Source organism: Roseovarius atlanticus (assembly GCF_001441615.1).
Taxonomy (GTDB): domain Bacteria; phylum Pseudomonadota; class Alphaproteobacteria; order Rhodobacterales; family Rhodobacteraceae; genus Roseovarius; species Roseovarius atlanticus.
In genome coordinates this window covers 93,870-118,309 of sequence record NZ_LAXJ01000026.1, presented here as the reverse complement: position 1 = coordinate 118,309, position 24,440 = coordinate 93,870, and the positions used below count along the sequence as shown (strand labels likewise).

Genomic DNA, 24,440 nt, shown 5'->3' with positions numbered 1-24,440 from the left:
CATCACCGAGATGGCGGTGCCGCGCATCGTGGCCCGCCGGATGGTGCCGCAGGATGTGGTGGATTACCTCTCGGCCCGCGCCGACGCGCTGGGCCTGACACGGGTTGCGAAGGTGGCCTGACCCGCCAGAGCGCCCCCGGGAAAAAGCATGATATCACAGCTCGTTTTGGCAATAGACGGTTGGCGTCGGACGGGCCGGGGCCTATGCTGGCAGGCGCAATTCCCTCAGCCGAAGAGCCGTTCATGAGTTCGACAACCGAAACCGATCCCGCCGCCCGCCTCAAGCAGGTCAACGAGGAGGTGGCCCGCATCCAGCGCCACCAGAACGCCGGTCGGTTCGGCGAGGCGGAAAAGGCGATCAACGCGCTTCTGTCCCAGTACCCGGAGCATCCGCAGCTTTTGCACCTGAAGGGCCTGAACCTTGTCCAGCAGGGCGAAACCGAGGCCGGTCTGAGCCTGCTTGCCATGGTGGTCGAGCATGACCCGGACAACGTGCCGGCCCTGGTGGATTACGGCGTCTTCCTGGCGCAAAACGGTCAGGCCGACAAGGCGATGATCCACTTGCGGCAGGCGGCCGAGATCGCGCCGAACAATGCCCTGGCACAGGCCAATCTTGGTGCGCTTCTGGTCTCGAAACAGGCCTATGATGAGGCGATCACGGCCCTGAACGCGGCTGCCCGGCTGAACAGCGAGATGGTCGACGTGCACCTGAACCTGGCGCAGGCCTACATCCGCAGTTTCCGGTTCCAGCCGGCGGTCGATCCTTTGTTTCGCGCGCTGGCGCTGGACCCGCAATCGGTGGCGGCGCATGTGGGTCTGGCGCACGCATTGTTCCGCGCCGAGCGGCACGAGGCGGCGGAACACCACGCGCGGCGCGCGCTCGAGATCGACCCCGACGCGCATGAGGCGAAGCTGCACCTTGGCAACATCCTGGCCGCGATGGGCCGGATGGACGAGGCCGCTAAGGCCTTTCTGGAGGTCGCGGCACAGCCCGGGCGCGCGCTGGGCGCGCTGACCCGGCTGATCGCGCTGCGCAAGACCAAGGCGGACAGCCCGGAATACCGCCTGCTGACGCAATACGCGGACCGCACCGAAACCCTGCCGGAGCGGCAGCGCGTGCAGTTGCATTTCGCATTGGGCAAGGCCGCGGACGATCTGGGCGACGCCGAGACCGCCATCGGCCATTTCCACAAGGGCAACGCGATCACCGCCGAGATGTACCCGTTCGATGCCGAGACCTCCGCCAAGCGCGAGCAGCGGATGCGCACGCTGGTCACGCCAGCCTTTGTTCAGCGTCATCGCGGGGCCGGCTTGCACGAGGTCGCGCCGATCTTCATTTGCGGAATGCCGCGGTCGGGCACGACGCTTATGGAACAGATGTTCTCGCGTCATCCCAAGGTGCAGGCGGGCGGCGAGCTGCGCGCCACGGCCTATGCGTTTCACAACAGCCCGGACCTGAGACAGGTGCTGGAGGAGGAAGCGCCCGACAGCATCGTGACCGACGACATGCTGACCCGGCTGGGCGAGCAGTACCAGACCTTTCTGCACCGCGAGGGGCTGCGCTCGGAATACGTGACTGACAAGATGCCCAACAACTATCTTTACGCAGGCCTTCTTGCGCTGGCGTTTCCGCGGGCAAAGATCCTGATCATGCGCCGGCATCCGCTGGACAACCTGCTGTCCAACTACATGCAGAACTTCGGGAACAACCAGCCGTTCTCGACCAGCTTCGAGACGATGGCGCAGGTCTATGACCAGTTCGACAAGACCGCGCGCCACCAGCTGGAAACCCTGCCCGATCAGGTGCGGTTCGTGGAGTACGAGAAAGTCGTGGCCGACCCCGAGGCGCAGATGCGCGAGGCACTGGATTTTGTCGGCTTGTCCTACGATGCGGGCGTTCTGGATTACACCAAGTCCCTGCGGGCCGTGAACACCGCGTCGGTCAGCCAGGTGCGCGAGCCGATCTATGCCACCTCGGTCGCGAAATGGCAGCGCTATGGCCCGCTGCTGAAGGATCTGGCCGAGCGCCTGGGCGGTCACCTGTCGCCCGAAGACCGCAAGGCGTGTGGGCTGGACGGGTAGGCGCTATACTGTGACAATTCAAAACGGCCCCCGCGCGGTGCGGGGGCCGTTTTTTGTGGGGCGCGTCAGCCGTAGATCAGCGGGCGATCAGCCGTAGATCAGCCTTGGTAGCCACGTGATGATCTGCGGGAAGACCATGCACAGGACCAGCCCGACGATCTGCAAGAACAGGAAGGGCAGGGCGGATTTGAAAATGTCCGACATCGGAATCTCCGGCGGCGCCACCCCGCGCAGGTAAAAGAGCGCATAGCCGAAGGGCGGCGACAGAAAGCTCATCTGCATGTTCACGAGGTAGAGCACACCGAACCACAGCACCAGGTCCTCGGGGCTGGAAAGGCCGAAGGCGGCGGCCCCCAGCGCCTTGATGATCGGCACGAAGATCGGCACGCAGAGGAGCAGGATGCCGACCCAGTCCAGGAACATGCCCAGGATCACCAGCAGGATCTGCATCAGGATCAGGATGCCCCAGGGGCCGAGGCCGGTTGCCGCCAGCGCGTCCTGCACGAATTGCTGTCCGCCTTCCAGAACGTAAAGGCCGACGAAGATCGTGGCGCCGAACATGATCCATATCACCATGGCCGAGGCCTTGAGCGTGGTGGTGCAGGCCTCGCGGATAGTGGGCCAGTCGAGCTTGCGGTGGATGGCGGCCACGATGAAGGCGCCGAAGGTGCCGATGCCCGCGGCCTCGACCGGCGTGGCGACGCCCGAGAAGATGATGCCGAGCACCACGGCGACCAGCGTGATGGGCGCGGCCATCTTGCCGATCAGCTGTACCTTTTCGCGGTTCGACACGCGCTCCTCGACCGGGATCGCCGGACCCAGAGCCGGGTTGATGTAGCTGCGCATGACGACGTAGGCGATGTACATCCCCGACAGCATCAGGCCGGGAATGACCGCTCCGATGAAGAGCTCGCCCACCGATTGCTCGGCCACCACCGCGTAGATAATCGCAAGGATCGACGGCGGGATCAGGATGCCCAATGTGCCGCCGGCCATGATCGAGCCCATAGCGATCTTGGGGTCGTAGTGACGTTTCAACATGGCGGGCAGGGCGATGATGCCCATGGTGACGACCGCCGCGCCAATGACGCCGACCATGGCCGCCAGGATCGTGGAGGCGATGATGGTGGCCGCGGCCAGCCCGCCCTTGAGCCCGCCCATGACCTTGTAGATCACGTCGAACATGTCGTTGATGATGCCTGCCCTTTCCAGCATCGCCGCCATGAAGATGAAGAGCGGGATCGCCGAAAGCTGATAGTTGGTCATCAGCGGGAAGATGCGGCTTGGCACGATGTTGAGTGCGCGTTCATCGCCCAGAATGAACAGGAACACACAAGCCAGACCGCCGGTGACGAAGGCCAGTGGCAGGCCCGCCATCAAGAGCGCCAGAAGGCTGCCGAACATGATGAGCGTGAGCCACGCGATGTCGATTTCAATACCCATGAGCCTCAGTTCCCCCGTGCGATTTCACGGATGTCTTTCGACAGTTTCGAGATGCCTTGCAGGACGAGCAGCAGCCCGCCCATCACCATGACCCACTTCATCGGCCAGAGCGGCACTTCCCATTCGTTGAAGCTGATCTCGCCCCAGCGGATGTTGGGGTTGGTCCATTGGTCGAGGCCGAAGCCCGAGACCATCTCGCCAAAGGTGATCTGGCCGCGCGCCCAGTCCGAGACGACCGCGTTGCCCGACGGCACCGCGATGGCGTCCATGGCGAAGATCCACGAGGTGACCAGCAGGGTACCCGCGAAGATGAAGAAGAAGACCGAGGTCAGCAGGTCGACCCACGCCTTGTTCTTCTTGCGCATCGGGGCATAGAAGATGTCCACGCGGACATGGGTTTCCGTCAGCATCGCGTAGGCGCCCGAGATCAGGTACTGCATCCCGAACATCAGGTACATCGCCTCATGCGCCCAGTTGGTGGGCGAGCCGAAGACGTAGCGGGCCAGCACCTCATAGTAATAGACGAAAACGGCGATGACGGCCCAATAGGCCACGAATTCACCGCAGAAGAGCGACAGGCGGTCGATCCAGTTCTCGGCATAGTCGCTGTCGCGCTTGGGGCTTTCCTCTGCCTCGTGTGCGGCCAGGGCCTTTTCGGTCTCGGAGACCTCGTCGGGCGGGATCTGTTCATTCGCGCGGCGCACCAGCCTTGGCATCAGCACAAGGTCGATCGCCATAAGGGCCAGAAGCGCATAGAAAGCGTAACCCGCGGCGTTGTCCCACCAGGCGCGGGTGCGGAACGCCTCGACCTGTTGCGGGCGGATCTCTTCCAGCGTGGCCTGGGCCTCTTCAAGGCGGGCGGCACCGCTGTCGAGCGTTTCCTTCGCCCTGTTCAGGCGGCGCTCGGCGGCGCGCTGGGTAAAGCTGCCCTCCTCGGCCTCGTCATAGGCGGCCTGAAGGTCGGGCAGGTCGGCGCGGGCCTCTTCGACGCGGCCCTGTTCGCGGTCGATCACCCGCTGGGCCACGCGCAGGTCGTTGTCGAAGCCCGACAGGATGGTGCGGGCGTCCTGCGTCTGCGCGTTGGCGTAGAGGATGAACAGGAAGATCGGAATGAAGACCAGGCCCCACAGGCTTTTGAGGTAAAAGCGGTGCAGGCCGAGGATGCCGCCGGTGACGGCGATCATGTAGGCCAGCGGCAGGGTATAGCGTTTCTCTTCGGGCTGTGGTCGGCGCGACAGGATCATCGCGATGATGGGGAAGACGATCAGTCCCACCCAGTACAGCCAATGCGGCAGCGTGAAGCTGAGCCCCGGCATTGCGGTCCTCACTCGTTTAAGGCGTTGAAAATGCCGCCCGGGCGTATGCGACACCCGGGCGGCGGATCGGTCGAGAGATCAGAGCTTGAGCTCGAGTCCGTCGGTCAGGGCCGGGTCCACGTAACCAAGCGAGCCGGACTGCATGTAATCAAGCTGAATCTTGAAGACACGCGCGGCCTGCGGGTCGCGGTTGGCGTAGTCGAACCAGATCGGTACGGCGACCTCGGTCATCAGGGCCACGTCGTCTTGGCTGAGGCGGGTGACCTCGGTGCCGTCGGCCTCGAACTTTTCCCAGGCTTCCTGGTCGGCGGCCTGGATCGCGGCGTGGTGCATGTCGGAATAGACGTGGGTTTCCATCTCGACGAATTGCTTCATCTCGGGGGACAGGGCCTCCCACGCGTCCATGCCCACGGTGATGTCCATGGTGTCGACCGGCTGGTACAGCGACATGAAGCCCGGAGGGCCCATGACGATATAGTCGGTGACCTGGCTGAAGCCGAGCGCGTAGTTGACCGCCGGGCCCACATAGTCGGCCACGTCGATAGTACCTTTTTCCAGCGCCGGGAAGATTTCCGAGCCGGGCAGAACCGTGGTTTCTGCGCCGATCTCGTTGAAGATCTCGGCGACCATGCCGCCGGGCAGGCGCATCTTGCGGCCCGCGAAGTCGTCGATCGAGCGGATCGGAACCTTGGAGTGGATGATGTTCGGTCCATGGTGGACGGGGCCGACGAAATAGAGGCCCTGCGCCGCGTAAAGTTCGCGCGCGATGTCGAGGCCGCCCAGGCCGTAATAGAACACGTCGAATTCATGCGGGTTGCGCATCCCCAGCGGGATGGACGTCAGGAACGTGGCCGCCGGGATGATGCCCTGGGCGTAGATGGTGAAGGGGTTCACGGCTTCCAGAACGCCGTTCTTCACCGCGTCGTAAAGCTGGAAGTCGCCGACGACGTCGTTGGCGCCGAAGGGCTGGAACGTCAGTTCGCCGCCGGTCTTTTCGGCGATGGTGCCGCACCAGTCCTTGAAGATTTGCAGGCCGGCGCCGCCGGGCCAGCTTGTCTGGATTTTCCAGGTGGTGCCGTTGGCCTGCGCCCCGGCGATATGCGGTGCGGCCAGCGTGGCGGCCCCTGCACCGGCAATGGTGCGCAGCGCATTACGCCGCGTGGTCAGTTTGTTGGTCATGTGATTCCTCCCAGTTCGTGGGCCGGCCCCATTTTTGCCAAGGGTCCAGCCTGGCCGAGCGTACTGGAAAACCGTCAAATTGGTAAAGTGATTTTTCCAATATGTGGTAAAGTCGAGCTGGTCGCCTGGCGCGGACCTGCGGACCGCGCGTTTTGGCCCGGCCTTCTGGAGCCGCGCCTGACTCAGAATTCGCCCGGGCTGTCGCGTGATAAGCGGGAAAGTCGTGCTGTGTTATTCTGCCCGGTGGCACGCCACGCGGGTCTGGCCCAGCTGGCGCATCTGGGGGCGTTCCTTGCTGCACCTGTCGATGGCGATGGGACAGCGCGGGTGAAACGCACAGCCGGGCGGCGGGTTGATCGCGTCGGGGATCTCGCCCTTGGGGGGATCGACCTCGCGCCCGAAGGCATCCATGCGGGGCGCGGCGTCGAACAGCATCTGGGTATAGGGATGCTTGGGATCGGTGAAAAGCGCGTCGCGCGGCGCTTCCTCGACCAGCCGGCCGAGGTAGAGCACGCCGATGCGGTCGGCCATGTGGCGCACCACGGTCAGGTCGTGGCTGATGAAAAGATAGGTCAGCCCGAACTCCTCGCGCAGGTCGGACATGAGGTTCAGGACCTGGCTTTGCACCGAGACGTCGAGCGCGGATGTCGGCTCGTCGCAGACGATGATCTTGGGCTCGGACGCCAGCGCGCGGGCGATGCAGATCCGCTGGCGCTGACCGCCGGAGAACTCGTGCGGGTACTTGGAGGCGTCTGCGGCCGAAAGCCCCACCTGTTCCAGCAGGCGTTCGGCCAGCCCCGAAGTGTCGCCGCCCTTGGCCGCGACAGGTTCGGCGATGATGTCGCGCACCCGCCAGCGCGGGTTGAGCGAGGCGTAGGGATCCTGAAAGATCATCTGGATCTCGTCGCGCACCGCCTCGATCTTGGCCGCATCGGTTTCGGTCGCCAGATCGGTTCCGTTGATCTGGACGCTGCCCTCGGAGGGCGGGGTAAGGCCCACGACGATCTTGCCGATGGTGGACTTGCCAGAGCCGCTTTCGCCCACCAGCGCGTAGACGCTGTTTTCCTCGATATCGAAGGACACGTCTGAAACGGCGGTGAGATAGGCCTTCGACAGCCGCTCGATCACGCGGTTGAGCCACGGTTTCGAGACGTCGAAGCGGCGGGTGAGGTTGCGGATGGAGATCAGGGCGCTCATGCGACGGTGTCCTCCTTTTGCGTGGTGCCGAGCGGGAACCAGCAGGCGGCGCGGCCATCGCAGGCCTGCAGGCTGGGGCCGGGATCGCGGCGGCATTTGTCCTGCGCGTATTCACAGCGGGGATGAAAGGCGCAGCCGTCGGGCAGGGCGCCCAGGCGCGGCATGGCGCCGGGGATCTGTTTCAGGCGCTTTTGGCCCACGCTGGCCAGCGGGGTCGAGGCCATGAGGCCCGCGGTATAGGGATGGTGGGCGTTGGTGATGACTTCGCGCACCGGGCCAAGCTCGGCCAGGCGGCCGGCATACATGACGGCGACGCGGTCGGCGGCCTCGGCGATCACGCCCATGTCGTGGGTGACCAGCATGACGGCCACGCCGCGCTCGCGGCAAAGGCGTTTCAGAAGCGCCACGATCTGGGCCTGGACCGAGACGTCGAGCGCGGTGGTGGGCTCGTCCGCGATGACCAGCTCCGGCTCGGCGCAGAGGGCGAGGGCGATGACCACGCGCTGGCGCATCCCGCCGGAAAACTCGTGCGGGTAGCTGCCGATGCGCGCGGATGCAGCGGGGATGCCGACCTCGTCCAGCGCCGCGATGGCGCGTTTGCGGGCCTCGTCCTGGCCCACGTTCAGGTGCTCGGTGATGGTCTCGGTCAGCTGGTCGCCGATGGTCAGAAGCGGATTGAGCGACGTGAGCGGGTCCTGAAAGATCATGCCCATATGCTTGCCCCGCAGGCGGCGCAGCCTGGCGCGGGGGATGTCGTGAATGGGCTCGCCTTTCAGCAGGACCTCGCCGCCGGTGATCCGGGCGGGCGGGTCCAGAAGGCCGATCACGGCGTTGCCGGTCATGGATTTGCCCGCGCCGGATTCGCCCACCACGCCCAGGATCTCGCCCGCGCGGATGTCATAGCTGACCTGATCCACGGGGCGCAGGATGCCGTGGCGCGTGGGGATTTCCACGGTCAGGTCGCGAACGGAAAGGACGGGCGTTTCGGTCATGCAGTTGCGTCTTTCGTCTGTCTCACGGGCTTGTGTCCACCTTTTTCGGGACAGGGAGGGAGCGTGCTGTATCTTAAGAATTGGTCATGCGGCGCGCCGGCATGATGGTGAAGCGCCACGGAACGACGCCGGGATGGGCCGCGCGAGGCCCGTGCCGGAGCGGGCAAACACGCACACAAAGGAGAGCGTCCATGTGTCTGACCAGCGAAGCCTTCGCCCTGTTCCTGACGATGATCGGGCCCGAAGCGGTGACCTCGGAAGAGGCGAAAGTGACCATCCACGCGACCGATGGTGACGTCGAATGGCACATCGTCGAGGACCGCTGGTGCACCGACGCGCGCGACACGGGCCGCACCGAGGGCTGACGACGCATTGGTGCCGGGGATGAGTGTAAGCCCGGTCATCTTAGCCTCGGGTTCAATGCGTCGCGCAGCCAGTCGCCCAGAAGGTTGATCGAGAGCGCCAGCGCCAACAGCGTTCCGGCGGGGAAAAGCAGGATCCACCATTCGCCGGAGAACATGAACTCCTGCCCGATGCGGATGAGCGTGCCGAGCGAAGGTTTGGTGGGCGGGGCGCCGACGCCGAGGAAGCTGAGCGTCGCCTCCGCGATGATGGCCAGCGCCAGCGAAATCGTGGCGATGACCAGCACCGGGTTCAGCACGTTGGGCAGGATGTGCTTGAGCATGATGATGAAAGGCGAGCGCCCGATCAGGCGGGCCGCCTGCACGTATTCCTTGTTCTTTTCCACCAGCGTGGTGCCGCGCACCACGCGGGCGAACTGCACCCAGTCCGAAAGGCCGATGGCGAGGATCAGCACCCACAGCGCCATCTGGTCGCGATAGGCGGGGGGCGTGATGCCCTTGGCGATGCCGAAGATCAGCATGGCCACGAGGATCGCCGGGAAAGTGAGTTGCACATCGGCGATGCGCATGATGATGGTCTCGGTCCAGCCGCCCACATAGCCCGCGATGAGGCCGAGCGTGACGCCGATCAGCATGGCGAGGAACACCGCCGCGAATCCCACGAAGAGCGAGATGCGCATCCCGTAAAGGATGGTCGAGAACACGTCGCGCCCCTGGTCGTCGGTGCCCAGAATGAACGTGTCGCCGGTAAAGGCGTTGGCCTCGCCCGGCGGGGTGAAGCCGTTCATCAGGTTCAGCGAGGCCGGGTTGAACGGATCGAAGGGCGCGATAAGCGGCGCGAAGACGGCCGAGAGGATCAGGATCAGCACCACCGCGAAGGAGGCGATGGCCACCGGCGCGTGCCGGAAGGACCACATGAAATCGCTTTCCCAGATGCGGCGGAAGCGGCTGTCGCGGACTTTCGGCGCCGGGGGTGTGACGGGGGTATCGGTCATCAGTGGCCTCCTGCCGCGGACCGGTCGACGCGCAGGCGCGGGTCGATGGCGAAATAGAGCATGTCGACGATCAGGTTGATGCCCACGAACATGACCGAGATCATCATCAGGTAGGCGGCCATGACGGGGATATCGACGAACTGGATCGCGTTGATGAACAAGAGGCCCACGCCGGGCCACTGGAACACTGTTTCAGTGATGATGGCGAAGGCGATGATGCTGCCCAACTGAAGCCCGGTGATGGTTATAACAGGCACAAGCGTGTTCTTCAGCGCGTGGCGGAAGTTGATCGCGCGTTCACGGATGCCGCGGGCGCGGGCAAAGCGGATATAATCCATGCGCAGCACCTCAAGCATTTCGGTCCGCACCAGCCGCATGATCAGGGTCATCTGGTAAAGGCCCAGCGTGATGGCGGGCAGGATCAGCGCCTGCAGGCCGGATTTGGTCAGAAACCCGGTGGACCAGCCGTTGACCCAGGTGACCTCGCCGCGCCCGAAGCTGGGCAGCCAGCCAAGCTCGACCGAAAAGACATAGATCAGCAGGATGCCGATCAGGAAGGTCGGCAGCGAGACCCCGATCAGCGACAGCGTCATGATGACATTGGCCGAGATCCCGCGCCTTCGGATCGCGGTATAGATGCCAAGCCCGATCCCGCCGATCAGCGCCAGCAGGCCCGACACGAAGGCCAGTTCCAGCGTGGCGGGCAGGCGTTCGATCAGGATGTCGGCCACTGGCCGCCCCTGGCGGTAGCTGAGGCCGAAATTGCCCTGAACGGCATTGGTCAGGAATTTGTAGTACTGGACGACGAAATTCTGATCGAGGCCGAGCTCGGAGCGCAGGCGCTCGATATCGGCGACGGTGCGTTCCTGTCCCAGCATGTTGTCGACCGGATCGCCGACGAAGCGGAACATGGCGAAGGCCACGAGGCCCACCACGAGAAGCACAAGCGCGGACTGGGCCACGCGCCGGATGATGTAAGCTAGCATGTTTCGTCCCCGAAGCGGTCGTCACGCACTGTTATTCTTCTGGCTGTGACGGCAGGCGGGCGGCCCCGGAAGGCCGCCCGCGATTGGCTTAGTTCATCTCGAAGAACTTGAACTTGGGATCGTCCTCGGGGCTGACCTCGGTGCCGACCGCATCGGTCATGCCCCAGTTCAGCACCTGGTGGTGGATCGGAATGTACAGCTGTTCTTCCTGAACCACCTGCCAGATCTCGTTGATCGTGGCGTTGCGCGCCTCCAGATCGGTTTCCGAGGCAAGGCTGACGATCTTGGCGTCAAGATCGGGGTTGGAATAGCCCGTGCCGTTCCAGCTGCCGCGTTCGTCGCCGCGGGTGTGCACCAGGAAGTTGAAGATGTATTCCGAATCGTAGGTCGGAACGCCCCAGCCCAGCATGTAGAAATCCGTCTCGCCGTTCTCGATCAGCGGGAAGTGCTGCGCCTTGGGCTTGGCATCCAGGTTCACGGTGACGCCGATCTGCGCCAGCATCCCGACGGCGGCCTGGCAGATCGCCTCGTCGTTGACGTAGCGGTCGTTCGGGCAGTCGAGCTGGATGCTGAAGCCATCGCCATAGCCGGCCTCTTCCATCAGGGCCTTGGCGCCTTCGATGTCGGTGGTGGCGCTGCTGTCCATCTCTTCGTTCCAGCCGTTGACGAAGGGCGGGGCGATCATGCCCGCGGGCTGCGACTGGTCGCGCATGACGACCTGCTTGATGGCGTCGCGGTTGATGGCCATGGACATGGCCTTGCGCACCTTGGCGTCGGCCAGCGGGTTCGCGCCCTCGACGTCGTCATTGGCGATATCGTCGGCGCCCATGTTCATGCCAAAGAAGATCACCCGGTTCTGCGGCGCGGTCTTGACCACAAGGCCCTCGGTGTCGCCGACGCGGCCCAGATCCTGCACGGGCACATCCTGGATGAAGTCGACCTCTCCCGACAGAAGGGCGGCCACGCGGGTGGCGGCGTTCTGGATCGGGGTATAGACGATCTCGGTCACGTCGAGCGGGAAGTCATCCTTGCCCCAGTAATTCTCGTTGGCTTCCAGCACGGTCCGCACGTCGGGCTCGCGGCTGACGAGGGTGAAGGCGCCGGTGCCGTTGGTGTTGGACGAGGCAAAGGTGGTTTCCCCTCCGGCCACGTCCTGCACGGCGACGGCGTCGTTCGATTCTGCCCAGCCCTTGTCCATCATGAAGAGGTTGGTGAGGTTCGCGGGCAGGATCGGGTTGGGGCCGTCGGTGACGAATTCCACGGTGTGGTCGTCAACGGCGCGCACCTCGGTGATCGAGGTCAAGAGTTCCTTCATCGCCGACGTTTCCGACTTGGCGCGGTTGATCGAGAACACCACGTCCTCGGCGGTGAAGTCGGCGCCGTCGTGATAGGTGACGCCCTGGCGCAGGTTGAAGACCCAGACGTTCGGATCGCCTTCCTTGGGCGCCCAGTCGGTTGCCAGAGCGGCCTGGAACTCGCCCGAGTGGTCGCGGATGATCAGCGGTTCGTAGATCTGGTGCGACAGGGTATGCGTCGGACCTTCGTTCTGCGCATGGGGGTCAAGCGTAAGCGAGTCGCCCGCGCGGGCCCATCGCAGCGTTTCGGCCGAGGCGCCGGTCATCGCCGTGGTGGCGAGCAAAGCGGCGGCAAGGACTGTCTTGGTTTTCATGAATATCTCCCTGGATATCGCCCGGGTTGATCCTCGGGCTGATCGGCGAATGATAACCGAGTGTTCCGGCGCTGCAAGCAAACGAATGGGAAGATGCCTTCACGTCACGTGAAAAACGGAAGGTGAAAAGGCCATGACGGGCGCGTCGGGGCGTGATTGTGTCCGACGCCGCGCTATGTAGGTATGACGGACAGGATTGGGGAAGGGCGGGCGAACGCCATGAAAATGCGTCGAAAATCGGACTTTCCCACGAAGGTCTGCGCGGCCTGCGGGCGGCCTTTCACCTGGCGCAAGAAGTGGGAAAAGGTCTGGGACGAGGTGCGCTATTGCTCGGAACGCTGCAAGCGGGCGCGACCCAGGAATTAAGCGAACCGCGCCAGAATTGGGTCCAGATCGACCCTGGCGCTCAGACGTTCGGCCAGCAGGTAACAGCCCAGAACCTTGCGTTGCAGCAAAAGCGTGTCGGTGGGCGGCGCGTGGATGTCGACCTGTTCGTCGGCCAGAAGCAGGCCCTCGCGGCGCAGGCGGGCCAAGAGACCGCAGGTGGCAAAATCGAGCGTGCCGCCCTGGCGCAAAGGCTCGGCGGCGATCCCGAAAAGACGCAGGATGTGGGCGCGGTCCGTCGCATAGGTATCGGCGCCCACAAGGCCGATGGCGATCATCGCGTCCCAGGCCGCATCGTCGTCACCGCTGAGCGCGGCGTTGAACAGAGCGCGGTAGCTCTTCACGCGGTCGGGCGCGAATTCCAGCGTCGCGCCGAAATCCAGCAGCACGATCCGGCCCGTGTCGGGCTGATAGCGGTAGTTGGCGAAATTGGGGTCGGTCTGCATGTCGTGCAGTTCGAACAGTTCGCGCAGGGTTAGCGTGACAAGCGCGGTGGCGATGCGGTCGCGCGTGGGTTGGTCCATGTCGGCGGCGGTGTCGATGCCGTGGCCCTCGACAAAGCTCATGGCAAGGATGTCGCGCGTGCGGAGGTCGTCATGCACTTCGGGCAGGACGAAATCGGGGTCACCCGCCAGATGCGCGCGGAACCGATTGAGCGCGGCGGCCTCGCGCGTGTAATCGGTTTCCTCGTGCAGTTGCGCGGCGGCGTCGGTCAGCATCCGGTCCGTGTCGAAGCTGGCGGGCATCATGCCGGACCGGCGCAGGATCAAGCCAAGGTTGCGCATGTCGCTGTCGATGCTGTCACGGATGCCGGGATACTGCACCTTGATCGCAAGGTCGCGGCCATCGCGGGTCTGCGCCCGGTGCACCTGTCCGATGGAGGCGGCTGCGATGGGATGCACGTCGAACCGTTTGAAATGGCGCAGGAAATCGCGGCCCCAATTGGCGGCCAGCACCTTTTTCAGCTGCGCGGGCGGCATGAACTGGGCGTCGGCGCGCAGGCGGGCAAGGATCTCGGCCAGCTCGGGCGGCAGCATGTCGGCGGTTTCCATCGACAGAAGCTGCCCCGCCTTCATCGCCGCGCCACGCATGTTCGCCAGGTGATCGGCCACGCGGGTGACGTTTCCGGGGGTCATCAGCAGGTCTTGCAGGCGCGGTTTGCGGCCGCGCAGCAATTCCCATCCGCCGCGCGTGGCGACATTGCCGGCCAGCGCCGTCGCCATGCCGCCGGTGCGGGCCATGCGCGTAAACCGCCCCGTGGGCACGCGCGCGGCGCGTTTGCGGTCGGGTGGGTTCTGGTCGTTCACCGCGTGCTCTCGGCGCGGTTTTCCAGCCGTGGGCCAAGGTGACGGACCAGCGTCGGCCTCAGGTGTAGGAAGGCGCGATAGGCCAGTTCGGCCACCGGCAAGACGCCCGGGATGCGAGACAGCTTGGCAAGGTGCCGCCAGCCAGGCAGACGCTTCCAGACCTCGAAGAAACCGGCGGCGCCGGATACCAGCGTGCCGTCGGGGCGGCGGGTGTGGAACCGGCCCATCGCCGCCTCTCGGTCGAGGTCCGGTGCCGGGTCGCCACCGCTGCGCGAGATGTCGGTAAAGTCGATTCGGCCCGCATCGTCACGCTTTTGGTAAAAGCCGATCTCGGCCCGGCAGAGCGGGCAGGACCCGTCGTAGTAGACCGTCAGTTTGTCCGCCTTGTCGGGCATGTCAGCCCGGGTCCTTGCCCAGTTCGGGCTCGCGCTTGAGGATCCGCTGAAGCGTGCGGCGATGCATGTTCAGCAATTGCGCCGTCTTGGTGATGTTGCCGTCCGTGCGCTCCAGGAAGCGTTCGATATGAACGCGCTTGGCCTCCTCCGGCGAGATGGGATTTTCCGGGGCAGGCGGCTGCACCCCTTCGGCGGCCAGCAGGGCATCGACGATCTCGTCGCCATCGGCAGGCTTGGCCAGGTAGTCGACCGCGCCCAGCTTCACGGCGGCGACGGCAGTGGGCGTGTTGCCATAGCCGGTCAGCACCAGCGCGCGGGCCGATTTGCGCTGTTTCTTCAGCATGTCGATCACTTCCAGGCCCGAGCCCTCGCCGAGATGCAGGTCGATGATGGCAAAGGCCGGCGGGCGCGCCTCGATCGCGGCGGCGGCCTCGGCCACGGTGCCAGCCGGAATCGGGTCAAAGCCGCGGCTGGCCATGACCTTGGACAATTGCTCGCGGAACACGTCGTCATTCTCGACGATCAGGAGCGTGGTGTCTTTGGGTAGCTTTCTCATATCATCCTCTCTTACACGGGATACGTGCGGGACGCGGGGTTGGATGACCGCCGGGGCCGGGGTGCGACAGTTTGCGCAAGGCGTGGCCCCGAAATGCCGACGGCGCCCCGGAATGACCCGAGGCGCCGCCTGAATTTCTGCAAAATGCCAGTGATTTAGCCCGGCTGCACCCGGTCGGCATCCATCACCTTGGCCCATGCCTTGACGAAGTCCTTGACGAACTTGCCGCCATTGTCGGCCTGGGCATAGACCTCGGCTTGCGCCCGCAGTTGCGAGTTCGAGCCGAAGACCAGGTCGCAGCGGGTCGCATCCCACTTCTTGTCGCCGGTCTTGCGGTCCTTGCCGACAAAGGTCATGCCCTTGTCGTCGGTCGCTTCCCAGACCGTGCCCATGTCCATCAGGTTGACGAAGAAGTCGTTGCTGAGCGTGCCGACACGGTCGGTAAAGACACCATGCGTCGTGCCGCCATAGTTCGCGCCCAGCGACCGCAACCCGCCGATCAGAACCGTCATCTGCGGCGCCGACAGGCCCAGCAGGTGCGCGCGGTCGACCATCAGCTCCTCCGACGAGACTGTGAAGTCGCCCGACAGATAGTTACGGAACCCGTCGGCCTGCGGCTCCATGATCTCGAAGGACTCGGCATCGGTCATCTCGTCGGTGGCGTCGGTCCGGCCCGGGGTGAAGGGCACGGTCACCTCGTGACCGCCGGCATTGGCCGCGGCCTCGACCGCCGCGTTGCCGGCCAGCACGATCAGGTCGGCCATCGAGATCTTCTTGCCACCCGAGGCCGACGCGTCAAAGTCGGCCTTGATGCCTTCGAGCACCTTCAGGACCTTCGCCAGCTGCTCGGGCTGGTTGACCTCCCAGTCCTTTTGCGGGGCCAGACGGATGCGCGCGCCGTTGGCACCGCCGCGCATGTCCGAGCCGCGGAAGGTCGAGGCCGAGGACCACGCCGTGTAGGCCAGTTCCGACACCGACAGACCGGAATCGCGCACCTTGGCCTTGAGCGTCTTGACGTCCGCCTCGTCGACCAGCGGGTGATCGACCTCGGGGACAGGATCCTGCCAGATCAGCACCTCGTCCGGCACCTCGTTGCCCAGATACATGTTGCGCGGGCCCATGTCGCGGTGGGTCAGCTTGAACCACGCGCGGGCGAAGGCGTCCGCGAACTCGTCGGGATTGGCATGGAAGTGGCGCGAGATCTTCTCGTACTCGGGGTCCATGCGCATCGCCATGTCGGCCGTGGTCATCATGATGTGCTGGTTGCGGGTCGAGGGGTCCTCGGGATCGGGGGCCATATCCTCGGGCTTCTGGTCCTTGGGCTGCCATTGCCAGGCACCGGCGGGGCTTTTGACCAGTTCCCACTCGTAGCCGAACAGCACGTCGAAATAGCCCATGTCCCACTTGGTGGGGTTGGGCGTCCAGGCGCCCTCGATGCCCGAGGTAATGGCGTCGCGGCCCTTGCCCGAGCCGTAGGTGGACAGCCAACCGAAGCCCTGCGCCTCCATCGCGCCGCCTTCGGGCTCGTTGCCCACATGCGACGGGTCGCCCGCGCCATGCGCCTTGCCAAAGGTATGCCCGCCGGCGGTCAGCGCGACGGTTTCATAGTCGTTCATGGCCATACGCGCGAAGGTTTCGCGGATGTCGCGGGCCGAGGCCAGCGGATCGGGCTGGCCATCGGGGCCTTCGGGGTTGACGTAAATCAGGCCCATCTGCACGGCGGCCAGCGGGTCTTCCAGCTTGCGCTCGCCGGAATAGCGGCTGTTGGGCTTGTCCGAGGTTGCAAGCCACTCGGTTTCCGAGCCCCAATAGACGTCTTCCTCGGGCTCGAACACGTCCTTGCGCCCGCCGCCGAAGCCGAAGATCGGGCCGCCCATATCCTCGATCGCCACGTTGCCGGCCAGGATCATCAGGTCGGCCCAGGAAATGGCGTTGCCGTATTTCTGCTTGATCGGCCACAGCAGGCGGCGGGCCTTGTCGAGGTTGCCGTTGTCCGGCCAGCTGTTGAGCGGCGCAAACCGCTGGGTGCCCGAGCGCGAGCCGCCGCGCCCGTCGGAGGTGCGGTAGGTGCCCGCCGAGTGCCACGCCATGCGGATGAAGAAGCCGCCATAATGGCCATAGTCGGCGGGCCACCACTCCTGGCTGTCGGTCATCAGCGCCTTCAAGTCTTTTTTCAGCGCCTCCATGTCGAGGCCTTTGAAGGCTTCGGCATAGCTGAAATCCGGGCCCATCGGGTCGGATTCAGGGGTGTTCTGATGCAGGATCTTGAGGTTCAGCTGGTTCGGCCACCAATCGCGGTTGGACCGGACGCTGAACCGGGTCGCACCATGCATGACCGGGCATTTGCCGGAGTTTTCGAGATCGTTGCCGTCCATTGAGTTTCTCCCAGATTTAGCTGTCTGACTGTGCCCGGATGCGTGCGATCCGGGGCCGATTGCTTCGTTAGAAGACGTAAGCATTCCCGCGCGCGATGCAACGCGGGAATCGCCTTTGCTTCGCGACCATAGCAAGGCAGTTCGATGAGAATAAGTTGCATTTATTGATCGGATTGATAATTTTATCTTATGAAAAACCTGTCTCTGAAACAGTTGCGCTATTTCGAGGTGCTGGCCCGGGTGGGGCATTTCGGGCAGGCCGCCGAGATTTGCGCGGTGACCCAGCCCGCGCTGTCGGTGCAGATCAAGGCGCTGGAGGCGGCGGCGGGCGCGGCGCTCTTCGAGCGCACCACGCGCGAGGTGCGGCTGACCGGCTTCGGCGTGGAATTCGCCGAGCGGGTGCGCGAAATACTGCGGTCGATAGACGAGTTGTCGGATTTGGCGCGCAAGGCGCAGGAGGGGCTGAGCGGACGTCTGCGGTTGGGGGTCATCCCGACGATCGCGCCGTACCTGCTGCCGCGCTTCCTGACGCGGCTGGGCGCGGCGTTCCCCGACCTTGACGTGCAGGTGCGCGAAAGCATCACGCCGCGCCTGATCGCCGAGCTGGGCGAGGGCGGGCTGGACCTTGCGCTGGTCGCGCTGCCGGTGTCGGAGCGGTCGCTGGAAGAATACCCGATCTTCGAAGAGCCCATGATGCTGGTCCGCCCCGAGGCCGAGGCGGACGCGCCGGTGCCGGAGGTGACAGAGCTGCACACGCGGCGGCTGTTGCTGCTGGAGGAAGGGCATTGCTTTCGCGACCAGGCATTGGCGTTCTGCAATATTCCCGGCGGCGGGCCGCGCGACGGGCTGGAAGGCACATCGCTGTCGACATTGGTGCAGATGGTGGGCGCGGGCATGGGGATCACGCTGATCCCCGAAATGGCCGTCCCGGTGGAAACCCGGTCGGCGCCTGTGTCGGTGGCGCGGTTCCGCGCGCCCCAACCCAAGCGTCAGGTCGGCATGGTCTGGCGCAGGACCAGCCCGCTGGCCGACCGGTTCCGGGCCATCGCGGACCTTCTGACGCCGGACGCGGCTCAGTAGTCCTTTTCGAAAAAGATACCGACGCCGGTATTGCCGGTGGTGCTGGTCGAGCCCTTGACCGTCAGGTTCCGGCCGATGTCGAGGTTCAGGTTGATCTCCTGGTTGCCTTCGCTGTCGGCGGTCACCTCGGAATAAAGGTTTTCCGACAGATACGCCCCTGCAGTGACCTGCGTCGCGCCGTCCTCCGAGGTCGACACGTCCAGATCGCTGAGGCCGAGCGCGCCGCGAATGTCCAGCCCGCCCGAGCGTTGACCCGAGAGGGTGGCGGCGGCGGCGACAAGCTGCGCCGCCTGGAAGGCCGAGATATCTTCCAGCCCGCGTCCGAACAGCAGCCGCGCGACGGCCTCGTCCTGGGGCAGGTCTGGTACGGACTCGAAGGAAACCGACGGCGAGCTTGCCAGTCCCTCGATGATGGTGCGCACCAGGATGCCGTCGTTCTCCGTCTCGGCCACGAAGCGCAGGTAGGGGTCAAGCGCACCGCGCAGGTCGATCACCCCCTCGGTCAGCTCGATCCGGCGGCCAAGGATATCGAGCCGCCCCCGGATCAACTCGAAAAGACCGCTGGGCACGACATCGGCGGTGGTCCCCTGAAGCCGGACGCGCCCTCCCAGCTCGGCGTCAAGGCCGCGGCCCCGCACGAAGATCCGGTTCGGCGCGTTGATCGTCAGGTCCAGTGGGAAGGCGACGGGAGTGCCGCCGCTGTCCTGCCCGATGATGCCGGCGCGCGCACGGGTCCGGCGCACGTCGGCGGGTTCGCCGATATGGGTGATCTCGGGGATGTCGCCGGGGGTGCGGCTGCCGCTGCCCGATGGCACGCGCAGCTCGGTCCGGCCCAGGTTGACGGTGCCGCCGATGGTGGCGCCGCCGGTCAGCGGACCGTTGATGCCGACCTGGCCCGACAGGGTGGTCGTGTAAAGGTCGGGGTCGGTGACAACCAGATCGTTCAGCACGGCCTCCAGATTGGCGTTGAACGGCGCCGACAGCGTGATCGGCCCGCGCACCCGGAAATTGCCGCCGGTGCCCATCGAGGCGGTGATGTCGGTTTCGGCCCGGCCCGAGGCCAGGCGGACAGCACCGGTGATGCCCGTGATCGCGGTCGAAAGGGACGGCAGGGCGAAGCGCCCGTTCGAGACGTTGATCACGCCCGACAGCGAATTCAGCGCCGGCGGGCCGTTGACGCTGAGGTCGAAATTGGCAAGGCCGACGATGGAGCGCGGCGCGAGGAACGGGTTGGCCAGGGCCAGCGGCGCAGAGCCGTTCACGTCAAGATCGAGGCTGTTGCCGTAGCCGTTGATCGACCCGTTCACGCGGGCATTGATGCCGCCGGGGCCCGTGGCATCGAGCGACAGGCGGATCTGTTCGCCGGCCCGGTCGACGATGGTGACGGTGCCATTGGCCGAAACCGCGCCGGGAAAGGCCGGCACGAAGATGCCAAGGTCGGCCAGCCGCGCCGACAGGTTGACCGGCGCGCCGGGACCGCTGCCTTGGGCGTCGACGGTCACGCGGGGCGTTTGGATATCGATATAGCGAATGCCGGGCGCGTCCTCGCCCAGCGCAACAGAGGCGCGGGCGTCGATGCTGCCCGCGATCAGTTGATCGACCTGCGCGATCCCTGTGCGCAGGTTCGAGCCGTCGATATCCGTCGTGATGTCGAGCGTGCGGCCGCGCACTTGCCCCCGGCCTTCGAGCGTCATGTCGATCGTGCCGGTCAGCGGACGGTTCAGGAGCGGCGCGAGGCGCGACAGGTCGCTGGCATTCAGTGTCATCTGACCTTCGACCGGCAAGAGCGCATCCTCGGGGAAGGCGGCGCCGGTGGCCGACAGGGTCGTGCCCGCGCCCGAGGCTTCGAGCCGCGAGATGGTGACCGCGCCGCCCTTTTCCCAGGTGGCGGCAGTGTCGAGTGTGGCGGGGCCGGACATGCGCGGCTCGATCCGGGCAAGGTCGGCGATGGCGGCCTTCAGCGTCACTTCGCCATCGTTTGAATCGAGCCGGCCCGAGGCGTCGGCCTCAAGCGCCGGGGTGCGCACCGAGAAGCGTTCCAGCACGGTGCCGTCGGTGTCGCGCTGCGCGGCGATGGACACTGTGCCTGCGCCGTCCATCAGTGCGTCGACCCGCGGCTCGCCGATTTCCACGTCGTTCGTCTCGGCGTCGAGCACGATGTCGAACGCGCCGCCCCGGATGCGCCCGGAACCTTCGAGCACGACGGTGGCCGCGCCGGCCAGATCACGGCCCGCCAGCTGGGCAAAGCGCGACAGGTCTTGCGCGGCGAGGGTCACCTTGCCTTCGGCGGGCAGGTTGGGATCCTCGGGGAAAACCGCGCCGCTGCCGGTCAGCGTGGCCTCGGCCAGCGTGGCTTCGAGCGCCGAGATGTTCAGCGCGTCGCCCGTGCTCCAGTCGATCGACGTGGTCAGGGTGGCCGGGCCCGACAGGGTGGGTTCGACCTGGCTCACGTTCTGCAGCCGCGCCTCGATATCCAACTGACCGTCATCCGAATCCAGCCGACCCGAGGCGTTGGCGGCAAGCGCCTGCGTCTGGATCGTCAGCCGTTCCAGCACCGTGCCAGTGGTGTCGCGCCGGGCCGCCAGCGACAGGGTGCCCTGTCCGGTCATCAGCGGATCGAGACGCGGCTGGCCGATGGCCAGATCGTTGGTTTCCGCCTGCAACTCGATATCGAACGACCCGCCTAGCAGCGTGCCGGTGCCTTCCAGCGTGGCGTTGGCAGCGCCCGAGATGTCCTGGTTTGAAATGGCCGCGAAGCGCGAAAGGTCCGCGGCATTCAGCGTCGCGCTGCCGGTGAAAGGAAAGCCGTCTTCGAGGTTTTCAAGTTCACCGTTGGCCGTGAGGGTGACGTTGCCGCTTTCGACGTCGAGCGCCTCGATCACAAGGGGCTGATCCTGTTGCCATGCAATTGTGACACTGCCCGCAGCGTCGGTGCCGATGGCTTCGGCGAGGGCGGGGTCGGAATGCTCCAGGCCTTCGGCATCGAAGGTCAGGTCGCCGGAAAAGGATCTTCCGGGCGCGTCCGTGATCTGGCCTGTGCCAGAAAGCGTGGCGCGATCCAGCTGAAGTCCGTTCTCCTGAACGAGATCGACGATCTGAACATCGGCCTGCCAGGCGTCGTCCTGCGCGGCGTCGAAGCTGGCCGTCAGCCGCGCATTCTGAAGCGTTGTCGGCGCGCCCGAGATGGGCAGGCGTACAAGCTCGCCGTCATCGCTGCCGATGCGGCCCTGCAATTGCAGCGTTTCGGGCCAGCCCGAGGCGGACAGCGCCAGGTTGCCCTGAAGCTCCAGCGCCTCGGATTCGATGGCCAGTTCGTCGAGCACCAGCCGCCCGGTGGCCTCGGTCTGGCCCGAGACGGCAAGGCTGGTGGCCTCGCCGAAGAACGGCTGGAACTGTTCCTCGAAGAGCGGGCGCAGGTCGCCGTCAAGGTCGGCGGCAAAGGTGTAGCCCTGCGTGTCGTCGCCGTCGATGGCGCCGACATTCACCGTGCCGCCGAACCGCTCCTGACCGTCGGAACTCAGCACGATGCGCGCCTGGTAATCCGACAGCGGCGCCTCGCCCGTCACTTGCAGACGCAGGGCAGGCGTCTCTGGAATGCCGAGCAGGGTCGAGACGATGCCTTCGGGGCCTTCCTGGAAATCGAGATCGAGTGCGAGCACCCGGCTTTCGTTGGCGAAAGAGCCTTCGAACGTCAGGCTGTCTTCGCGGTCCAGCCGCTGGATGGAGAGGTTGGCGGCACCCTGACCGTCGGCCAGGTTGACGCTGCCTTCCAGCGACAGCCGCGCCGGTTCGCCAAGGACGGACTCCCCAAGCTCCACATTCTCGATCTGGACCAGTTCGACATTCACCGACACGGGCAATTCGGGCAAAGAGAACTGCGTCGCCTCGGCGTCGTCGGTGCTGAAGGTGTCGCCGCCCGCGGGCAGGCGTTCAAGGATGACTTCCGCGGCGGTCAGCTCATCAACCTCCAGCCGGCCGCGCAAAAGGGCGGACCGGGACCACACCAGCGACGCGTCGCGCAGGGTCAGCCACACGCCGTTTTCGTCGGCGATGGTCATCTGTTCGAGCGTGGCATTGGACGAAAGCGCACCGCGAAAGCCGGTGACGGTCACATCGCGGCCCGCACCGGAGAGGTTCTCCTGCAGCCAGTCCTCGATGAAAGACTTGTCCTCTTCCTCCTGATCCTGGGCCAGCAGGGGCGTCGAGACCGTGAAGGTGAGAACGAGAAGAAGAGAAAGCAGTAGGCGCATCAGAATGCCTGTCCGATACCGATGTAGAACTCGTAATCCTGGCCCGCGTCACCGTCGAGCGGGGTGGCCACGTCGAACCGGACCGGGCCGATGCCGGTGTCATAGCGGATGCCGAAGCCCGCGCCGGAATGCCAGTCGCCGGTCCCGCTGCCAAAGCTGTCGCGCCCGACATAGCCGGTGTCGGCGAAACCCACCACCTGCCAGGCGTCGGCCACACGGGCGCGCACCTCGCCCGAGAACGCAAGGAAAGAGCGCCCGCCGCTGGTGTTGCCGCCGCCAAGGTCGACACCGAGCGACTGGTAGGGCTGACCGCGCACGGTGTTGGAGCCGCCCGAGAAGAACAGCATGTCGGGCGGTACGTCCAGCAGGGACGCGCCGCTGACCGACCCGATCTGGGTGCGCCCGGCCAGCACGATGGTGTCCTCTTCGCCGAACCCCACATAGGTCCGCGCGTCGGCATAAAGGCGAAAGGCCGGGTCGCCCGCGTCGAGCGCCAGGAACGGCGTGGCCTCCAGCCCGACATAGAAGCCTTCGGTGGCGTCCAGAGGGTCGTCGCGATTGTCGAAGGTCAGCTTGGCGGGCAGCAGCAAGAGTTCGTTGGTGCGCGACCCGAGGTCGTCATCGATATCGGCGTATTGGTACGAGATCCCGATCTCGCCTTCCAGTTCGTCGGAAAAGATATGCGACACGCCGCCGCCGATTTCGAAGGTACGCTGGCGGTACTCTTCTTCGTCCAGTTCCTCGGCCCTGGCCTCGAGAAAAGCGGTCGTGTCGGGGGTAAAGGTGGCGGGGCGCTCGAACCGTGCCGACAGGCGATAGTCGATGCCGCCCGAGTCGCCGCCGATGCCGCCAACCTCTCCCTCGATCCGCAGCCGTTCGGCGCCGCCCAGAAGGTTGCGGTGCAGCCAGAAGCCGCTCAGCGTCAGCCCTTCGAGCGAGGCGATCTCGGCGCCGAACCCGATGCGGCGCGGCTTGGCGTCCAGCACTTCGGCCTGGATATCAAGCGTGCCGTCGGGGTTGGGCACCTCGGCCTCGTTCAGCACGACCGAGCGAAAGGCGCCGGTGCGGCGCAGCCGCTGGCTGGCATCTTCCAGTTCCTCGGGCGAGAACACCTTGCCCGACGGCAGCCCGGCGATGGCCTGGATGCGGCTGGCGCGCACGGCGCTGGGGCGGGTGATGATCAGATCGCCGAAGCGCAGGCGCGGTCCGGGCGACAGCCGGATCTCGGACGCGAGCGTGGAATTGCGGTGATCGGCGGTGATCGACTGCCCGTCAAGTTCGACCTTGGCGTGGCCGGCCTCGCGCCAGCCGGTCACCCCGGCCTCTGCCGCCCGGCGGATGACGCCGGCGCCGGCGCGCTGACCACGGGCATAGCCTTCGGGCAGCTCGGTTTCCGGGGCGACCGGGCCGATGGCGGCGCGCGAAAAGGTGAAGGGCGAGCCGGGCTGCACGATGACGACGACGCGGTTCACCCGGCTGGGCCCGGCGATGGGCGAGATATCGGCCGCCTCGCGCCCGTCGACACGGATGCTGACCACGCCGCCGTAATAGCCGGCGTCATAAAGCGCGCCAACCATCCGGGCGTAATCGGCGCGCGCGGCGGCCAGGATATCCTGGGCGGTCGCGTCTTCTGACTCGGCGGTTTCGACGCTGAGGGAGGACCTGCTGAGGAACTCGCCCAGATCCTCCGATGCGCCTTGGACCTGAACCGTGGCCTCGACCGCCATCACAGGGCGGACCGACAGCAGGGCAAAGATGACAAACCAGGGCGCGACTCGACGACACTTCAACAACAGGCAGCTCCGTTTCCGGGGCCCGCAGCGGGCCCAAGGCGTGACGATGGACAGAATGCGTCATGCGCCGGTTCCGCGC

General features: G+C 65.5%; 18 protein-coding genes. 4 read left to right on the top strand and 14 right to left on the bottom strand.

Annotated elements, in window-relative coordinates; genetic code table 11:
* Nucleotides 1-243 precede the first annotated feature (243 nt).
* Nucleotides 244-2,082, top strand: coding sequence for a tetratricopeptide repeat-containing sulfotransferase family protein (locus XM53_RS19320; RefSeq protein ID WP_057796353.1), 1,839 nt, complete (start codon nucleotides 244-246; stop codon nucleotides 2,080-2,082).
* Between the two features lie 87 nt (nucleotides 2,083-2,169).
* Here XM53_RS19320 and XM53_RS19315 read toward each other — a convergent pair whose 3' ends face one another.
* The 5 genes from XM53_RS19315 to XM53_RS19295 form a co-directional block, all read right to left on the bottom strand.
* Nucleotides 2,170-3,525, bottom strand: coding sequence for a TRAP transporter large permease (locus XM53_RS19315; RefSeq protein WP_057796351.1), 1,356 nt, complete (start codon nucleotides 3,523-3,525; stop codon nucleotides 2,170-2,172).
* 5 nt (nucleotides 3,526-3,530) lie between these two features.
* Nucleotides 3,531-4,841, bottom strand: a complete 1,311-nt coding sequence (locus XM53_RS19310; protein ID WP_057796349.1) for a TRAP transporter small permease subunit — start codon at nucleotides 4,839-4,841, stop codon at nucleotides 3,531-3,533.
* Nucleotides 4,842-4,919: 78 nt separating this feature from the next.
* Nucleotides 4,920-6,020, bottom strand: a complete 1,101-nt coding sequence (gene dctP, locus XM53_RS19305; RefSeq protein WP_057796347.1) for a TRAP transporter substrate-binding protein DctP — start codon at nucleotides 6,018-6,020, stop codon at nucleotides 4,920-4,922.
* Between the two features lie 231 nt (nucleotides 6,021-6,251).
* Nucleotides 6,252-7,217 carry an ABC transporter ATP-binding protein gene (locus tag XM53_RS19300; RefSeq protein ID WP_057796345.1) on the bottom strand — a complete coding sequence of 322 codons (966 nt, stop codon included), beginning with the start codon at nucleotides 7,215-7,217 and terminating at the stop codon, nucleotides 6,252-6,254.
* Nucleotides 7,214-8,209 carry an ABC transporter ATP-binding protein gene (locus XM53_RS19295; protein WP_057796343.1) on the bottom strand — a complete coding sequence of 332 codons (996 nt, stop codon included), beginning with the start codon at nucleotides 8,207-8,209 and terminating at the stop codon, nucleotides 7,214-7,216. Before XM53_RS19295 ends, XM53_RS19300 begins: the two co-directional genes overlap by 4 nt.
* 191 nt (nucleotides 8,210-8,400) lie before the next feature.
* On the opposite strand from XM53_RS19295, the gene XM53_RS23470 reads away from it, so the two are divergent.
* Nucleotides 8,401-8,574, top strand: coding sequence for a hypothetical protein (locus XM53_RS23470; protein WP_160321418.1), 174 nt, complete (start codon nucleotides 8,401-8,403; stop codon nucleotides 8,572-8,574).
* A gap of 35 nt (nucleotides 8,575-8,609) precedes the next feature.
* Here XM53_RS23470 and XM53_RS19290 read toward each other — a convergent pair whose 3' ends face one another.
* The 3 genes from XM53_RS19290 to XM53_RS19280 form a co-directional block, all read right to left on the bottom strand.
* Nucleotides 8,610-9,566 (bottom strand): ABC transporter permease, encoded by a 957-nt coding sequence (locus XM53_RS19290; protein ID WP_057796341.1) that lies wholly within the window; start codon nucleotides 9,564-9,566, stop codon nucleotides 8,610-8,612.
* Nucleotides 9,566-10,552, bottom strand: a complete 987-nt coding sequence (locus tag XM53_RS19285; RefSeq protein WP_057796339.1) for an ABC transporter permease — start codon at nucleotides 10,550-10,552, stop codon at nucleotides 9,566-9,568. Before XM53_RS19285 ends, XM53_RS19290 begins: the two co-directional genes overlap by 1 nt.
* A gap of 88 nt (nucleotides 10,553-10,640) precedes the next feature.
* A complete protein-coding gene (locus XM53_RS19280) occupies nucleotides 10,641-12,221 on the bottom strand; it encodes an ABC transporter substrate-binding protein (protein ID WP_057796337.1) in 1,581 nt (526 codons plus the stop codon).
* A 219-nt stretch (nucleotides 12,222-12,440) separates the two neighbouring features.
* Here XM53_RS19280 and XM53_RS22725 point away from each other — a divergent pair, with 219 nt between their 5' ends.
* Complete coding sequence (locus XM53_RS22725; protein ID WP_082631127.1) at nucleotides 12,441-12,587, top strand: DUF2256 domain-containing protein; 147 nt, start codon at nucleotides 12,441-12,443, stop codon at nucleotides 12,585-12,587.
* On the opposite strand, the gene XM53_RS19275 is transcribed toward XM53_RS22725, so the two are convergent.
* The 4 genes from XM53_RS19275 to katG form a co-directional block, all read right to left on the bottom strand.
* Nucleotides 12,584-13,912, bottom strand: coding sequence for an ABC1 kinase family protein (locus tag XM53_RS19275; RefSeq protein WP_057796335.1), 1,329 nt, complete (start codon nucleotides 13,910-13,912; stop codon nucleotides 12,584-12,586). The genes XM53_RS22725 and XM53_RS19275 overlap by 4 nt on opposite strands.
* Nucleotides 13,909-14,307: a thiol-disulfide oxidoreductase DCC family protein gene (locus XM53_RS19270; protein WP_057796333.1), complete on the bottom strand. Its 399-nt coding sequence runs from the start codon at nucleotides 14,305-14,307 to the stop codon at nucleotides 13,909-13,911. The genes XM53_RS19275 and XM53_RS19270 overlap by 4 nt, the downstream gene beginning before the upstream one ends.
* Before the next feature lies 1 nt (nucleotide 14,308).
* Complete coding sequence (locus XM53_RS19265; RefSeq protein ID WP_057796331.1) at nucleotides 14,309-14,863, bottom strand: response regulator transcription factor; 555 nt, start codon at nucleotides 14,861-14,863, stop codon at nucleotides 14,309-14,311.
* A 155-nt stretch (nucleotides 14,864-15,018) separates the two neighbouring features.
* Nucleotides 15,019-17,238 (bottom strand): catalase/peroxidase HPI, encoded by a 2,220-nt coding sequence (gene katG, locus XM53_RS19260; RefSeq protein WP_057796329.1) that lies wholly within the window; start codon nucleotides 17,236-17,238, stop codon nucleotides 15,019-15,021.
* A gap of 189 nt (nucleotides 17,239-17,427) precedes the next feature.
* Between katG and XM53_RS19255 the strand changes: the two genes are divergently transcribed.
* Nucleotides 17,428-18,318, top strand: a complete 891-nt coding sequence (locus tag XM53_RS19255; RefSeq protein WP_057796327.1) for a hydrogen peroxide-inducible genes activator — start codon at nucleotides 17,428-17,430, stop codon at nucleotides 18,316-18,318.
* Here the strand turns inward: XM53_RS19255 and XM53_RS19250 are convergent.
* Both XM53_RS19250 and XM53_RS19245 read right to left on the bottom strand, forming a co-directional pair.
* Nucleotides 18,312-22,568, bottom strand: coding sequence for a translocation/assembly module TamB domain-containing protein (locus XM53_RS19250; protein WP_057796325.1), 4,257 nt, complete (start codon nucleotides 22,566-22,568; stop codon nucleotides 18,312-18,314). The genes XM53_RS19255 and XM53_RS19250 overlap by 7 nt on opposite strands.
* Nucleotides 22,568-24,361, bottom strand: a complete 1,794-nt coding sequence (locus XM53_RS19245) for an autotransporter assembly complex protein TamA (RefSeq protein WP_057796323.1) — start codon at nucleotides 24,359-24,361, stop codon at nucleotides 22,568-22,570. The genes XM53_RS19250 and XM53_RS19245 overlap by 1 nt, the downstream gene beginning before the upstream one ends.
* Nucleotides 24,362-24,440 lie beyond the last annotated feature (79 nt).